The 15,056-nt window shown below is 39.2% G+C and carries 12 protein-coding genes and 12 tRNA genes; 1 reads left to right on the forward strand and 23 read right to left on the reverse strand.

Features of this window, described 5'->3' with window-relative positions:
• Positions 1 to 70: 70 nt before the first annotated feature.
• Positions 71 to 1,267, reverse strand: a complete 1,197-nt coding sequence (metK, locus tag FC84_RS08640) for a methionine adenosyltransferase (protein WP_057757917.1) — start codon at positions 1,265 to 1,267, stop codon at positions 71 to 73.
• Positions 1,268 to 1,502: 235 nt separating this feature from the next.
• Between metK and FC84_RS08645 the strand changes: the two genes are divergently transcribed.
• Positions 1,503 to 2,183, forward strand: coding sequence for a hypothetical protein (locus tag FC84_RS08645; protein WP_057757920.1), 681 nt, complete (start codon positions 1,503 to 1,505; stop codon positions 2,181 to 2,183).
• 111 nt (positions 2,184 to 2,294) lie between these two features.
• Here FC84_RS08645 and FC84_RS08650 read toward each other — a convergent pair.
• The 22 genes from FC84_RS08650 to FC84_RS08755 all read right to left on the reverse strand — a co-directional run bounded on the left by FC84_RS08650 (position 2,295) and on the right by FC84_RS08755 (position 14,962).
• A tRNA-Val gene (locus tag FC84_RS08650) sits at positions 2,295 to 2,367 on the reverse strand.
• Positions 2,368 to 2,369: 2 nt separating this feature from the next.
• A tRNA-Glu gene (locus FC84_RS08655) sits at positions 2,370 to 2,441 on the reverse strand.
• 79 nt (positions 2,442 to 2,520) lie between these two features.
• Entirely contained in the window at positions 2,521 to 3,633 is a 1,113-nt protein-coding gene (locus tag FC84_RS08660) for an LCP family glycopolymer transferase (protein ID WP_057757923.1), read from the reverse strand.
• A 147-nt stretch (positions 3,634 to 3,780) separates the two neighbouring features.
• Positions 3,781 to 4,254 (reverse strand): SsrA-binding protein SmpB, encoded by a 474-nt coding sequence (smpB, locus tag FC84_RS08665; RefSeq protein ID WP_057757926.1) that lies wholly within the window; start codon positions 4,252 to 4,254, stop codon positions 3,781 to 3,783.
• Between the two features lie 21 nt (positions 4,255 to 4,275).
• On the reverse strand, positions 4,276 to 6,591 hold the full coding sequence (rnr, locus tag FC84_RS08670; protein ID WP_057757928.1) for a ribonuclease R: 2,316 nt from the start codon (positions 6,589 to 6,591) through the stop codon (positions 4,276 to 4,278).
• A gap of 230 nt (positions 6,592 to 6,821) precedes the next feature.
• Positions 6,822 to 7,058, reverse strand: coding sequence for a preprotein translocase subunit SecG (gene secG / locus FC84_RS08675; protein WP_057757931.1), 237 nt, complete (start codon positions 7,056 to 7,058; stop codon positions 6,822 to 6,824).
• 169 nt (positions 7,059 to 7,227) lie between these two features.
• Entirely contained in the window at positions 7,228 to 8,523 is a 1,296-nt protein-coding gene (eno, locus tag FC84_RS08680) for a phosphopyruvate hydratase (protein WP_057757934.1), read from the reverse strand.
• Between the two features lie 80 nt (positions 8,524 to 8,603).
• Positions 8,604 to 9,359, reverse strand: coding sequence for a triose-phosphate isomerase (gene tpiA, locus FC84_RS09105; RefSeq protein WP_057757938.1), 756 nt, complete (start codon positions 9,357 to 9,359; stop codon positions 8,604 to 8,606).
• Between the two features lie 18 nt (positions 9,360 to 9,377).
• Positions 9,378 to 10,589 carry a phosphoglycerate kinase gene (locus tag FC84_RS09110; RefSeq protein ID WP_057757941.1) on the reverse strand — a complete coding sequence of 404 codons (1,212 nt, stop codon included), beginning with the start codon at positions 10,587 to 10,589 and terminating at the stop codon, positions 9,378 to 9,380.
• Between the two features lie 100 nt (positions 10,590 to 10,689).
• Complete coding sequence (gene gap, locus FC84_RS08695) at positions 10,690 to 11,715, reverse strand: type I glyceraldehyde-3-phosphate dehydrogenase (protein ID WP_057757944.1); 1,026 nt, start codon at positions 11,713 to 11,715, stop codon at positions 10,690 to 10,692.
• A 43-nt stretch (positions 11,716 to 11,758) separates the two neighbouring features.
• Positions 11,759 to 12,796, reverse strand: a complete 1,038-nt coding sequence (locus tag FC84_RS08700) for a sugar-binding transcriptional regulator (RefSeq protein WP_151425895.1) — start codon at positions 12,794 to 12,796, stop codon at positions 11,759 to 11,761.
• 304 nt (positions 12,797 to 13,100) lie between these two features.
• Positions 13,101 to 13,688: an ATP-dependent Clp endopeptidase proteolytic subunit ClpP gene (gene clpP, locus FC84_RS08705; protein ID WP_057757950.1), complete on the reverse strand. Its 588-nt coding sequence runs from the start codon at positions 13,686 to 13,688 to the stop codon at positions 13,101 to 13,103.
• Between the two features lie 389 nt (positions 13,689 to 14,077).
• Positions 14,078 to 14,162: transfer RNA gene (locus tag FC84_RS08710), tRNA-Leu, on the reverse strand.
• A 28-nt stretch (positions 14,163 to 14,190) separates the two neighbouring features.
• Positions 14,191 to 14,261 (reverse strand) — tRNA-Cys (locus FC84_RS08715).
• 38 nt (positions 14,262 to 14,299) lie between these two features.
• Positions 14,300 to 14,371: transfer RNA gene (locus FC84_RS08720), tRNA-Gln, on the reverse strand.
• A 7-nt stretch (positions 14,372 to 14,378) separates the two neighbouring features.
• Positions 14,379 to 14,451 (reverse strand) — tRNA-His (locus FC84_RS08725).
• Positions 14,452 to 14,464: 13 nt separating this feature from the next.
• Positions 14,465 to 14,535 (reverse strand) — tRNA-Trp (locus FC84_RS08730).
• A gap of 5 nt (positions 14,536 to 14,540) precedes the next feature.
• Positions 14,541 to 14,621, reverse strand: a tRNA-Tyr gene (locus tag FC84_RS08735).
• A gap of 12 nt (positions 14,622 to 14,633) precedes the next feature.
• Positions 14,634 to 14,706, reverse strand: a tRNA-Phe gene (locus FC84_RS08740).
• A gap of 6 nt (positions 14,707 to 14,712) precedes the next feature.
• A tRNA-Asp gene (locus FC84_RS08745) sits at positions 14,713 to 14,786 on the reverse strand.
• Positions 14,787 to 14,789: 3 nt separating this feature from the next.
• Positions 14,790 to 14,863: transfer RNA gene (locus FC84_RS08750), tRNA-Met, on the reverse strand.
• Between the two features lie 9 nt (positions 14,864 to 14,872).
• Positions 14,873 to 14,962 (reverse strand) — tRNA-Ser (locus FC84_RS08755).
• Between the last annotated feature and the right edge of the window lie 94 nt (positions 14,963 to 15,056).

Here is a 15,056-nt window from a genome sequence, read left to right on the forward strand (position 1 = left end):
TAACTAGGCCTAAAAAAAGATCCAATTGGAATACATCCAATCGGATCGCCTCTTAAGTCACTCGGAGCAATTACTTAAGAAAATTCTGTAAAGCTTGCACTTTATCAGTCATTTCCCAAGGTAATGCCACATCTGTACGTCCAAAATGGCCATAAGCAGCAATTTGCTTATAAATTGGCCGTTGTAAATCTAACATTTTAATAATGCCGGCCGGCCGTAAATCAAAGTTAGCCCGAACAGCAGCAATTAATTCCGTTTCTGTATAGTCACTGGTTCCAAAAGTATCAATATTAATTGATACCGGTTGTGCTACACCAATAGCATAAGCTAATTGTACTTCACATTTATGTGCTAAACCAGCTGCTACAATATTTTTAGCAACGTAACGAGCTGCGTAGCTTGCGGAACGGTCAACTTTTGTCGGATCCTTACCAGAAAACGCACCGCCACCATGACGAGCATAGCCACCATAAGTATCGACAATAATCTTGCGACCTGTTAAACCAGAATCGGCGGAAGGTCCCCCGATAACAAAACGACCAGTTGGATTAATTAAGAACTTGGTCTCAGCATCAACTAGTTCTGCAGGTAAGGTTGGTTTGATAATTTGTTCAATCACATCATTGGCCAAAGTGGTCAAATCAGTTTCAGCATCATGTTGTGTACTCAAAACAACAGTATCAATTCGTTGTGGAATCGTACCAGTTGCTTCATCATATTCAACGGTAACTTGGGCTTTTGCATCCGGCCGAAGATAAGGTAAAATATTTTCTTTACGCAACTTAGCTGTACGTCGCATTAAAGCATGTGCTAAAGAAATAGGCAGCGGCATTAGTTCAGGTGTTTCGTCAACAGCAAAACCAAACATCATACCTTGATCGCCAGCACCAATTTGATCAAGCGGATCAATAGAAGCCTCTGAGCGTGCTTCTATGGCATCATTAACACCTTGAGCAATATCTGGTGACTGTTCATCTAAAGCGACTAAAACAGCGCAATTATGGCCGTCAAAGCCATACTCGCTACGATCATAGCCTGCATCAATAATTGTTTGTCGGGCAATCGCTTGAATATCCACATAAGCTGTCGTGGTGATTTCACCGACAATTAATACTAATCCAGTTGTCACGGTTGTCTCACAGGCAACCCGTGCCTTTGGATCTTGTGTTAAAATTGCATCCAAGATTGCATCAGAAATTTGATCAGCAATTTTATCTGGATGACCTTCAGAAACGGATTCTGAAGTAAAAAGATGACGATTTTTCATATTTTTCCCCTTTCAGGTTACAAGGCAGCTCCATTTCTGGACCCCATCGGAAATGTAACTAAGTAAGTTTAGCATATCCATTACTTTAATTAAAGCCAATCATTCAATAATCTGGTAAATTAGCGACAACAACCCCTTAAATATTTAATTTATTGATTGAACATGAATAATTTTACGAATTGACCTTGCACGCCAAAAATATTACGATTAGTAGCATAGTCTGGAGGTTATCGACTTGAATAAACACACAACCAAAACCATTGATTTCTTGATTTTAAGAATTGTCATTGAATTAATTGGCATTATTTTACTGCCGTTTCTGATTAATCGTAGCTTTAAACCAATTGCACCACTTGATTTTATGATCGTTAGCTTGTTTGCCTTAATTTATGTCTTCAGTATTGAGGCAACAGATTTTTGGCCAACTCCACGAATGATCTATCACGTCTTGTTGCTAATACCAATTTTATTATTACTTTGGAAAAAAATGTTCATTATCGCCTTGTTGTTATTAATGCAATATATCATTTATTTAATGACCGACCGCACACCAAAGTTAAACGATAAAATAACGCAAGTATTAGAGCAAGGCGTGATCCCGTTATTTTTAACCATCACTATCTTAGATACAGTCGTGGAATCCATGACCGTTAAGGAAGTTTTGCTAATTGGTGTCCTTTACCTCGTCAAAATTATCTTTAGCTTACCAATTAGGAACTTTCTAGATTTTTTATGGCCGTTTATTGGTATTGTTGCAGTCATCTTACTTAGTTCCGGTCATATTATAAGTTTTCCAGCGACTGTGATCATGATTATTCTTTTATTAATTAGCACCGTTGCCTATCCCAAACGCCGCAATTTAAATCAATTTCCAACATTACTATTGATCGTCTTGTCCTTAGTTAGTTTGATTTAACAGCTTAAAAAGCAGCAGACAATAATTGTCTGCTGCTTTTATTTATCATAACGATCAGAATATAAAAAAACGGATGACTAATCTAAAGATTAATCATCCGTTTTTAAATGATGGAGGTTACAGGGCTCGAACCTGTGACCCTCTGCTTGTAAGGCAGATGCTCTCCCAGCTGAGCTAAACCTCCAATGACCCGTACGGGATTTGAACCCATGTTACCGCCGTGAAAGGGCAGTGTCTTAACCACTTGACCAACGGGCCATCGTATCAGCAATAATAAGTATATAAAATAATGCTTTATTGGTCAATAGTTTTATTTAATTTTTTTGCAAAATATTGCCTAGTTATCTGACTGCGAAAAAACCGTAAAGTTCTGTTCTGTCATGGGGTGATCAAAGTTAAACCCATAAGCAGCGTTTAACGTATTTTGACGAGTTGTTTCGTTACTAACTGTCTCTTTAGCTAATCCTAATTCAGATCGAATATTATCAGAAACACGTTGTAATTCTGTTGTAGATGCAACTTGAATGGAAGCTGATCCCCACCAACCACTAATACCTTGTAAATGATCGCTCTTTATCTTTTTGGCAGCACCGCGATAATCTTTAAAAATAGCCACCATTTGGTCAAAAGTTAAATTCGTGGTCACGTTATTAGAAATTGAATCTAAAAAGGACTGGAAATTAGTCAGTGTGCCTGTTGATACCGCTGACTTGATAATCGCTTCAATAATTTGTCGTTGTCTTGCTTGGCGCCCGTAATCCCCTTGCGGATCCTCGTGGCGCATCCGTGAATAGGCCAACGCAGCCTTACCATTTAAATGAATCTTTTTACCCTTAGTGAAGTGATAACCACCATATGAAAAAGTTAAGGTAGGCGTTACATCTACACCTCCGACTGCCTTAACAATTTCTTCCAAGCCGCCCATGTTAACACTAACATAATTCGTTAATGGCACATTAACCAACTTGGAAACAGAGTTTAACGCCATTTTTGCGCCCCCAATATCATAGGCCGCATTAATTTTACGGAAATTATACGAAGAGGTTCCAACCATTTGAGCCATTGTATCACGCGGAATACTGGTCATTGTCGTACGCTTAGTCTTAGGATTAACCGTAACAATGATGATCGTATCTGAATTGCCATTAACTTCAGTCCGCCCCTCAGCACCAGTATCAGTCCCCAATAACAAAATTGAGATTGGATCTTGACTGGCAACCTTTGAGGTTAAAGCCGCCTCGTTTACTTTATTAACTGAGGAATAAGTTTTTTCGGCGGCTGACTTGGTTTGCTGATATAGATGCAGGCCATAAGCACCTAACGCCAATAGTAGCGCTAAAATAATCAAGCCTACGATTTTAAAGACTGGTTTCTTTTTATGACGTCGTTTTTTAGGTAGATAATTGGTCGCTTGATCCTGAGGTTGTTCAGTTTGCGAATGTTTCGACATAAATACTCCTTGAAGTTAAATAATAGTCATTTTCGAATATCTTAGCACACAATTGTGAATGTTAATCGATAAGATAGTTAATAATTTCTTAATTTTGATCATCTAAAAAAGCTATTTCTACAATATTGTATAAATAGCTTTCTTCATTTAAAAATTATTCTTTAAGACACGCTGCATTTCACGATCTTGTTCACGACGTTTAATTGTTTCTCGCTTATCATATTCGTGCTTACCTTTGGCCACACCTAACAACACTTTCGCATAGCCATGTTTCAAATAAGCTTTTAGCGGTACGATAGTTGTTCCCTTGTCCTGAATAATACCAGCTAACTTAGCAATTTCTCGTTTGTGTAGTAGTAACTTGCGGTTACGCAAGGGATCTTGATTAAACTGATTGCCCGCATCATAAGGACTAATATGGACGTTTTCCAACCATAACTCACCATGGCGTACTTGAGCAAAGCCGTCCTTAAGATTGATTTTACCAGCTCGAACCGATTTGATCTCCGTGCCAGTTAAAACGATTCCTGCTTCATATGTTTCAGAAATCGTATAGTCATGTCGAGCCTTGCGATTAGTTGCTACTTGATTTTTAGGTTTTTCTGCATGCTTTTTTGCCATTTAGATCACCTACTTTATGAGTTAACGTTTACGATTTGAACGAGATGAACGATCAGAAGACTTCGTTTGTCGTTGATTTGTCCGCCGTTCATATTTACCATGATGTGAACTAGTTCGTGCCTTAGGTCGTGAATTTTCTTGAGGTGCCGGTTCTTGTCCAGCAATGATAAAATCAATCTGACCTTGATCAGGATCAGCCCGAAGAACTTTAATTTGGATTTCTTGACCAATTTTATAGGTATTATGCGTCTTAGAACCAGTTAAAGTCATTTGTTTCTCATCATATTCATAATAATCATCGCGCATATTAGAAATATGAATCAAACCTTCAACCGTATTCTCCAATGAGACAAACATTCCAAACTTCGTGACTGAAGCAATAACTCCTTTGAACTCTTGGCCAACTTTGTCTGTCATATATTGGGCTTTCTTCAAATCATCCACATCGCGTTCAGTATCAATTGAACGACGCTCTTGAGTTGAGGTTTGAATGGCAACTTCTGGTAATTGTTCAGCCCATTTAGCCTTAACCTTATCACCCATACCTTCTGATGCATAACTATGAATCAAACGGTGAACCATCAAATCTGGATAACGACGAATTGGTGAAGTGAAATGAGTATAATATTCAGCACCTAACCCAAAGTGACCTAACTGATCAACTGAATAACGCGCTTGTTTCATACTCCGTAATAACATGGTTGTCACAACCATCTCCTCAGGGGTACCAACAACCTTAGCCAAAGCTTTTTGTAATTCAATTGGTTTGATGTTATCAGCTTGACCATGACCCACAATTCCAAAAGCAGAAACGAATTCAAAGAAGCTCTTCACTTTTTCTGCATCAGGTGTTTCATGGACCCGATACAAAAATGGAACATGAAGTTTGTTGAAATGTTCAGCAACCGTTTCATTAGCTGCTAACATAAATGATTCAATCATACGTTCTGAAGTGCCCCGATCCCGCAAAACAATATCAATTGGCCAACCTTTTTCATCAACAACGATCTTAGCTTCAGTCTCTTCAAAATCAATTGCACCACGTTCATGACGACGCTTGAATAAGATTTGATGTAACTCAGCCATATCTTCAAACATTGGTAAGAAGGTCGCATATTCTTTAGATACTGCTGGATCATGATCTTCAACAATCTTGTTAACATTATTGTAAGTCATTCGGGCATTAGAACGAATAACACTTGGGAAAATCTCGTGATTAACAACTTCGCCTTTTTGGTTAATTTCCATAATACAACTTAAAGTTAAGCGATTTTCGCCTGGATTTAATGAACAAATGCCATTTGAAAGACGGAAAGGCAACATCGGAATCACACGATCAGTTAAATAAGTACTGGTACCACGCTCATATGCTTCTGTATCCAGTGGTGAATCTTCCGTAACGTAATGGCTAACATCGGCAATATGGACACCTAATTTAAAGTTACCATTTGCTAAACGGGTTAAGCCAACGGCATCATCGAAGTCTTTCGAATCATCGCCATCAATTGTCACAACAACATCGCTTGTTAAATCACGACGATTTACCCAATCAGTTGGTTGCAATTCATCCGGAGTTGCTTCTGATTGAGCAATGGCATCATCGGGAAACTCTGTCCGCACACCATGGGAATAGACGATCGACATAATATCGACCCCAGGATCATTCTTGTTGCCTAAAGTCTTAACAGCAATACCTAACATCCGTGTTGGGAATTCATTACTAGGATATTCTGTAATATCTACTTGAACCATATCACCCATTTGTGGGTGGATACCAGTATCTTTAATATAAACAGGATAGCTAGCTAATTTTTTGTCATGGCTACGAACATAACCAATCAATCCGGTCTTTTTAATTTGAACATCACTATAAGGCTGGAATTCGCCGACCAAGTCAGTTACACCATGTTCTAAAATCTCAGCAACTTCGCCTTCTGGTCCTTTATCGTTCCAGGGGTTTGCCTTTTTTACAATTTTGACTTTAACCCGATCACCTTGTAAAGCATGTAAAGTGCTTTGCTTAGGCACAAAAATATCAGGCACTTCTTCTTTGTTATCATCTTCAACTTCAACACGGACGAAGCCAAAGCCTTTATCATTGGCAGCAAACTTACCAATAACTTCTTCAGTCGTTGGTGTTAATTTATAACGACCGCCATTATTGATCGTAATTAAGTTTTCGCCTTCAAGTGTAGCCAAAACTTTGACTAATCGTTTAAAAGCCGTTGCACCTTTTAATTTCATGATGTCATTGATATCTTGAACATCATATTTACGTTCAGGATTATGACGGAAAATCTCTAAAACTTCTGCAGTTAAATAATCTTTTTGTGTCATTTAATACCTCGCTATTTTTAATTCAGTTCCAGTGAAATTTTATTAGACAATATTGCAAAATTCAGAATGACAAAGCCATTCATGTTTGGCAATATTGTCTAATCTAATTAGAACTGATTTTATCATAAATTTTATTGAAGCTATTTGTCAGCCAACACTGCTCAGTATTTTAAGCAATGTTCTATAAAAAAAGCTCCTGCAATTGCAGGAGCAGCGTTTCGCGTTAAGGTTTAATGTGATGACAAATAAACTAACACGAGTGCCAACACAAAGAAAATAACACCCAATACGGCAGTTACTTTTTCCATGACAGCTTCAAACCCGCGTTTCTTCGTTGCACCAAACAAATCACCGGCACCACCAGAAAGAGCATTCAGTGCGTCTTGTTGTTTAGTTGGTTGCATCATAACGGCAATGATGATTGCAATTGAATCAATAATAAGTAACGTTTGAATGATGTCGTACAATTGTCTGGCCTCCGAAAACTTCTACAAAATCTTACTCATAAAACAATATCACAGTTGAACAAATTTTTCCAGTCCTTAACCCGACAACCCGTATTTTTTAAGAAGATTATTAGTAATTATTGGCAACAAAAAAGCCCTCTACTAATGTAGAGAGCTTTTATTTAAGCAATTATTTGCCTAAGTTGTAGAAGCTGTGGATACCTTTGTATGCTGAAGCATCAGCAAGTTGGTCTTCAATGCGCATTAATTGATTGTATTTAGCAATACGATCAGTACGGCTCATTGAACCAGTCTTGATTTGGCCAGCGTTAGTTGCAACAACTAAGTCAGCAATTGTTGTATCTTCAGTTTCACCTGAACGGTGTGAAACAATAGCAGTGTAGCCTGCTTCTTTAGCCATTTCGATAGCTTCAAATGTTTCAGTTAAAGTACCGATTTGGTTAACTTTGATTAAGATTGAGTTTGCAGCACCCATCTTGATACCTTTTTCAAGGTATTGTGTGTTTGTTACAAAGAAATCGTCACCAACAAGTTGTACTTTCTTGCCAAGTGCTTTAGTGATTTCTGCCCAATCTTCCCAGTTATTTTCATCGATAGGATCTTCGATAGAAATGATTGGGTATTTGTCAGCTAAACCTTCAAGATATTTAACGAAGTCAGGTGTGCTGAATTCTTCACCAGTTGACCAACGTAATTTGTAAGTCTTGTCTTCTTCGTTCCAAAGTTCTGAAGCAGCAACGTCGATTGCGATTGAAATATCTTCGCCAGGTTTGTAACCAGCTTTTTCAATAGCGTTAATCAAGTATTGTAAAGGTTCTTCGTTGTTTGCAAAGTCAGGTGCAAAACCACCTTCATCACCAACAGAAGTTGCTTTACCGTCAGCAGCTAACAAGCTCTTCAAAGCTTGGAAAGTTTCTGAACCCATACGGATTGCTTCGTGAACTGATTTTGCACCAACAGGCATAATCATGAATTCTTGGAAGTCAACCTTGTTATCTGAGTGAGCACCACCGTTAATAACGTTCATCATTGGTGTTGGCAATACGTGAGCGTTAGGGCCGCCAAGATATTCGTATAATGGTTGGCCTAATTCGTCAGCAGCAGCACGAGCAGCAGCCAATGAAACGCCTAAGATTGCGTTAGCACCTAATTTACCTTTGTTAGGAGTGCCGTCTAAGTCGATCATTGCTTGGTCCAAAGCACGTTGATCAGTAACGTCCATTCCAATAACTTCTTTAGCAATTGCGTCGTTAACGTTAGCAACGGCTTTTAATACACCTTTGCCACCGAAGCGAGATTTGTCGCCATCACGTAATTCAACGGCTTCGTGTTCGCCAGTTGAAGCACCTGAAGGAACGATTGCGCGGCCAAAGCCACCTAATTCAGTATAAACTTCAACTTCGACAGTTGGGTTACCACGAGAATCTAAGACTTCGCGGCCTAAAACATCAGTAATTACAGACATGTGTTTTGCTCCTTTTTTTCAGAAAATTGATACATTCATATTTTAGCAAATTTTGCCAAGAAATAACAAAAATTTTGCGATTAATCTTGATAATTAACTAAAGCTAAGAATGATTCAGGTTCCATGCTGGCACCGCCAACCAAACCACCATCAATATCAGGTTTAGCCATTAATTCTTTAACGTTAGCAGGTTTTACAGAGCCACCGTATTGAATACGAACATTTTCGGCAGTTTGTTCGTTATAAAGATCTTTAACTGTTTCACGGATAACGTGGCACATTTCTTGTGCTTGGTCAGCAGAAGCAGTCTTACCAGTACCAATTGCCCAGATTGGTTCGTAAGCAATGACAGTATTGGCAACTTGGTCAGCAGTTAAGCCTTCAAGTGCAGCTTTAATTTGAGCAACAACCCAGTCATTTTGAGTACCAGCTTCACGAGTTTCTAAGCTTTCACCACAGCAAATGATTGGTAACATATTGTTTCTGAAGATAGCTTTAGCTTTCTTGTTGATATCTTCATCAGTTTCGTGGAAATAGCCACGACGTTCTGAATGGCCGATAACAACATAGTTAACACCCATTTCAGACAATGCTTTAGGTGAAGTTTCACCAGTAAAAGCACCTTCGTCTTCAAAGTAGCAGTTTTCAGCAGCAACTTTTAAATCTGAATCTTTAGCAAAAGCCATCAAAGTTGTTAAATCAATGGCAGGTGCAGCGATAACAGATTCAACTTTATCGGCAGCAGGAAGTTTACCCTTGATACCATCAAGAAATTCTTGAGTTTCTTGAGGATTCTTGTTCATTTTCCAGTTACCAGCAATAATTGGTTTACGCAAAATTATTCACCTCAAAAATTATTTGTCAGAAATAGCAGCGATACCAGGTAATTCCTTACCTTCAAGATATTCAAGAGAAGCGCCACCACCAGTAGAAATATGTGTGATTTGATCAGCAATACCTAATTGAATTGCAGCAGCAGCTGAATCACCACCACCGATGATTGTTGAAGCATCTTTCAATTCGCCTAATGCACGGCCAACTTCAAGTGTACCTTCAGCATAGTTGCTCATTTCAAATGCGCCCATAGGACCATTCCAAACAACTGTCTTAGCATCTTTTAAGATGTCCTTGAACAATGAGATTGTCTTAGGACCAATGTCTAAGCCCATTTCGCCATCAGGAATATCTTGGCCGACAACTTCATGCTTAGCATCATTTGAGAATTCTGCAGCAGCAATGTTATCAACAGGTAAGACAATCTTGTCGCCTGCTTTTTCTAATAATTCTTTAGCCAATTCAACTTTGTCAGCTTCGAATAATGACTTACCAATCTTGTGGCCTTGAGCAGCTAAGAAAGTATAAGCCATACCGCCACCGATTAAGATGTGGTCTGATTTAGGAATTAAGTTTTCGATAACGCCGATCTTGTCAGAAACCTTAGCACCGCCCAAGATTGTAACGAATGGGTGAACAGGATTATCAACAGCATCGCCTAAGAACTTAATTTCTTTTTCCATCAAGTAGCCAGCTGCAGCAGGCTTGCCAGCAGCCTTCATAGCAGTTGCAATACCAACGTTAGAAGCATGTGCACGGTGAGCAGTACCAAATGCATCGTTGATATAAACGTCGCCTAAAGAAGCCCAGTATTCGCCTAATTTAGGATCGTTCTTGCTTTCACGTTTGCCAAAGTCATTGTCGATATCTTGGAAACGAGTGTTTTCCATTAAGATAACGTCGCCGTCTTTCATATCGTTGATAGCTGTTTCTAATTCAGCACCTTCATTAGATGGTACGAACTTAACGTCTTTACCAAGTAATTCAGATAAACGTTCAGCAACAGGACGGAGGCTTAATTCTTTCTTATCTTCGTCACTCTTGATACGGCCTAAGTGAGAAAGCAAGATTGCTTTGCCACCGTTTTCGATAACATACTTGATTGTTGGTAAAGCAGCAACAATACGGTTATCATTACCGATCACACCATTTTTAATTGGAACATTAAAATCTACACGGATCAAAACTTTTTTGTCTTTAACATCGACATCAGAAACAATTAATTTTGCCATTGTGGACAACCTCCAAGGATAAATTTCAAAAATAAAAGGCGAAGGGAGTCGACCTCCCTCCGCCTCAAAAATCAACGTTTTATAATGTTGAAGTTTTTAATTAAAGAGTTGCAAATTTGAGTAAAGTACGAACCATTTGGCAAGTAAAGCCGTATTCGTTATCATACCATGCAACAGTCTTAACTAATTGCTTGTCGCCAACTGTAGTAACTTCAGTTTGAGTTGGGTCAAAGATTGAACCGTAAGTAGTGCCAATAATGTCACTAGATACAATGCTATCTTCGTTGTAACCAAATGAAGGGTTGTCGATAGTATATTTCTTAACTGCAGCATTTACTTCGTCAGCATCTTTAACTGGCTTGCTTAAAATAGAAACCAATTCAGTAACTGAACCATCAGGAACACCAACACGTTGTGCATGGCCTTGTAATTTACCTTGTAATTCAGGTAATACTAAACCAATAGCCTTAGCAGCACCAGTTGAATGAGGAATAGTGTTAATTGCGGCTGCACGAGCTGCACGAACATTACCCTTACGTTCTGGGCCATCAAGAAGCATTTGAGTTGAAGTATAAGCATGGATAGTTGTCATAGTACCAACTTCGATACCAAATTCATTGTTCAAAGCCTGTGCAAATGGAGCTAATGAGTTAGTTGTGCAAGAACCTGCAGAAACAATTGTGTCATCAGCAGTCAATTCGTCTTCGTTTACAGAGTAAACGATTGTCTTAAGGTCGCTACCAGCAGGAGCAGAAATCAAGACACGTTTTGCGCCAGCATCCAAATGAGCTTGTGCTTTTGCTTTTGAAGTGTAGAAACCAGTACATTCAAGAACAAAGTCAACGCCGTCATTTTTAACCCAAGGAATATTTTGTGCTTGAGGTTCTGCGTATACATGGTATGTTTTACCATTTACAATGATTGAATCTTCAGTTGCGCTGACTTCAGCATCCAAAGTACCATGAGTTGAATCATATTTAAGTAAGTGTGCAAGCATAGCAGGTGAAGTTAAGTCGTTGATAGCAACTACTTCGATATCACTTGATTTTGCACCAAGTTCCAAAATACGACGGAATGCTAAACGTCCAATACGTCCGAAACCGTTAATACCAATCTTTACAGTCATACAAAATTTCCTCCTTCAGGAAATAAAAAATTTAAAAACTTTTTTAAAAGGTTGCCCCTTTTAAAAGCGAGTTAGCAGCAGCCTCATCGGTAATAAACCAAGTTTGATGAGGAGCGTTGTGCATGTATGCTTGTACCGCCTTAGCCTTGTTGGCACCAGCTGCAATTGCAAATACATACGGAATTTCAGTAAGATCCAGAATTTGTAATCCAATTCGTGGTATCTTGTAAACAACTTGACCATCTTCATCGAAGAAATAGCCAAACGCTTCAGCAACGGCATGGTCTTGTTGTAACTTAGTGACAACTTCTGTCGGCATATGACGACGACTAGCCATTGTCATTGCGCCACCAATACTATGAACCACAACATTAGCGCTTGCAATTAAATCTAGAACCGGTTTAATTGAAGGCTCTTTAAGCAATGGTTCATAAGTCTGTTCACTGACATTCTCAGGAACATACAAGCTACGATGTTCGCCACCTGTATTCTGAGCCATCTGTGAACAAATAGCGTTAGCTTGAATGTCAACACGTTCACCGACACCACCTCGTGCTGGAACAAACAGCAATTGTCGATCCTTTGAGAGGACCGGTGTCAGTTCCTGAGCAACAGCGGCCATTGTCGTACCACCCATAGCCGCTATCACGTTACGTCCATCAGGCAATAACATTGATAAGGTACTATTTAGCAACTGACCAAGTCGATGTAAGACTTGAGGCTGTTGATCGCTGTTACCAGAAACAATAAGAACATGATCAATTCCAAGCAGTTTTGAAAGTCGCTTTTCTTTTTGTGGAAATCCCATTAAGCTCGACATGATACCATCAAGCTTAGTTAAGACTTCTTGGCCACCCTCAGTTAACACCATACCTGATTTTGACGATAATATCAATCCAGAAGCCTTCAACAAGTCAGTCTCAGTTCTTAAGACACGCTCACTTAATTCTAGCTCTTGAGCTAATGTGCGCCGTCCAACCGGGCCCAACCAGTGAATGCGTTGCAAAATTAAATAACGTTGTCTGATCGTCGTCAGAAAATCTGGAGCAAGTTGCTCAATCCACGTTAAATCATTTTGCACGTCCATTGGACCTCCCCTGTGGGACAATTATTGTCCATCGGTGTCGTTTATAGACCCATCCCTTGCAAAAAATAAAGAGATCACACAAAAGTGCATACTCTTATCAAGGAACAAACTTATTATAACAACACCTATTTATGTTTGCAAGAACTTCATTCGACTTTTTCACAAATAAACTTTTTCACATATTTAATCTTAAAATTACCCTACTACTTCATAAATTTATAAAAGAATAGCCGCTGATTAATCAGCGGCTATTGACTCAATATGAATATCATTTTATTAATGAAACAACGTAATATAACTATTTGTCTTGCATATTAGTCATAATTTGATCAATCAAACCATATTCTTTTGCTTCTGGCGCAGTCATATAATGATCACGTTCAGTATCTCTTTGGATTGTTTCAATAGACTGACCAGTTGCATCAGCTAAAATCTTATTCATCTTTTTGCGTGTCTTTAAGATTTCTTCTGCTGCTATTTCAATTTCAGTTGCTTGGCCTTGAGCACCGCCTAATGGTTGGTGAATTAAAACAGTTGAATTAGGTAATGCATAACGCTTCCCTTTTGTACCAGCTGCTAATAAGACACTGGCCATTGAAGCTGCCATACCAATAGCAATTGTTGAAACATCTGACTTGATAAAGTTCATCGTATCCATGATTGCCAAGCCTGATGTAATCACGCCACCAGGAGAATTAATGTAAATTGAAATATCCTTAGTTGAATCTTGCGCATCTAAGAAAAGCAATTGCGCAATAATTGAGTTAGCAGTCTGATCGTTGATTTCACCAGAAAGCATGATGATGCGGTCTTTTAACAAACGTGAATAAATATCATAAGCACGTTCGCCGCGAGAAGTTTGTTCAATAACTGTTGGCACTAACATATAGTATTGCCTCCTTGATTTTATATCGATAAGTTTAGTTCGTACTAGTATTTTAGCACTCAATAAACTACTTTGCTAATTTAACACATTAGTCAAATTTGGTCAAACAATATAGCTCTGTTATTTTTAAGAAAATAGGTTTAAAATGTTTTGCTATTTAACACTTGTATTTTGATATAATCGTGATCACTTTTCTCTTAGATGATTATATCTTGTGCTCTAATAATAGTATTCTCTCTCAATATACAAAAATAGACTAATTTCAAGCTTATTTTGTTAAATAAGCTTGAAATTAGTCCATTGTTAGTCCAAGTAAATAACTATATGATTTGTTATAACTTTACAAAACAAAAAGAACACTGATTTCTCAGTGTTATAACTATGTATGATACCGGTGATCGGGGTCGAACCGATACGCCCTCAACGGGCACTGGATTTTGAGTCCAGCGCGTCTGCCAATTCCGCCACACCGGCAAAAATATACGCGGCTTTGTAAGCCAAAAGGTGGTAATCGGATTTGAACCGACGATCAAGGTTTTGCAGACCCATGCCTTACCACTTGGCTATACCACCACAAAAACTATTAAGATAATATCAGCTATAAAACTGAATTGGGTTAGCTGGATTCGAACCAGCGCATGATGGAGTCAAAGTCCATTGCCTTACCGCTTGGCTATAACCCAATAAAAGGGCGGTATGTGGGGATCGAACCCACGTGTGCCGGTGCCACAAACCGGTGTGTTAACCACTTCACCAATACCGCCATAAATTGTAAACAGGGATAGTAGGAGTTGAACCCACATCTACGGTTTTGGAGACCGCTATTCTACCATTGAACTATATCCCTATTGATGGAGGAGAGTGGATTCGAACCACCGAACCCGAAGGAGCGGATTTACAGTCCGCCGCGTTTAGCCTCTTCGCTACTCCTCCAAAAAAATAAAATGGCGCGGGACAGAATCGAACTGCCGACACATGGAGCTTCAATCCATTGCTCTACCAACTGAGCTACCGAGCCAAACTACGGTCCCAACGGGACTCGAACCCGTGATCTCCTGCGTGACAGGCAGGCGTCCTAACCAACTAGACCATGGAACCATATTGCGGGAGCAGGGTTTGAACCTGCGACCTTCGGGTTATGAGCCCGACGAGCTACCAGACTGCTCCATCCCGCGATAAGATAAAGGAGGATGTGGGATTCGAACCCACGCGCGGTTTGACCCGCCTGACGGTTTTCAAGACCGTTCCCTTCAGCCGGACTTGGGTAATCCTCCATAAGCTGAAAATATAAAAGTATTAACTTAATAATACCATGACCCGTACGGGATTTGAACCCATGTTACCGCCGTGAAAGGGCAGTGTCTTAAC

The sequence above is a fragment of the Lapidilactobacillus dextrinicus DSM 20335 genome (assembly GCF_001436095.1).
GTDB classification, from domain to species: Bacteria; Bacillota; Bacilli; order Lactobacillales; family Lactobacillaceae; genus Lapidilactobacillus; species Lapidilactobacillus dextrinicus.

Coding starts and splice junctions, on each gene's coding strand:
- rnr (WP_057757928.1), bottom strand. CDS start 6,591: ATGACACAAAAAGATTATTTAACTGCAGAAGTTTTAGAGATTTTCCGT.
- clpP (WP_057757950.1), bottom strand. CDS start 13,688: ATGTTAGTGCCAACAGTTATTGAACAAACTTCTCGCGGCGAACGTGCT.
- FC84_RS08660 (WP_057757923.1), bottom strand. CDS start 3,633: ATGTCGAAACATTCGCAAACTGAACAACCTCAGGATCAAGCGACCAAT.
- smpB (WP_057757926.1), bottom strand. CDS start 4,254: ATGGCAAAAAAGCATGCAGAAAAACCTAAAAATCAAGTAGCAACTAAT.
- eno (WP_057757934.1), bottom strand. CDS start 8,523: ATGTCTGTAATTACTGATGTTTTAGGCCGCGAAGTCTTAGATTCTCGT.
- metK (WP_057757917.1), bottom strand. CDS start 1,267: ATGAAAAATCGTCATCTTTTTACTTCAGAATCCGTTTCTGAAGGTCAT.
- FC84_RS09110 (WP_057757941.1), bottom strand. CDS start 10,589: ATGGCAAAATTAATTGTTTCTGATGTCGATGTTAAAGACAAAAAAGTT.
- gap (WP_057757944.1), bottom strand. CDS start 11,715: ATGACTGTAAAGATTGGTATTAACGGTTTCGGACGTATTGGACGTTTA.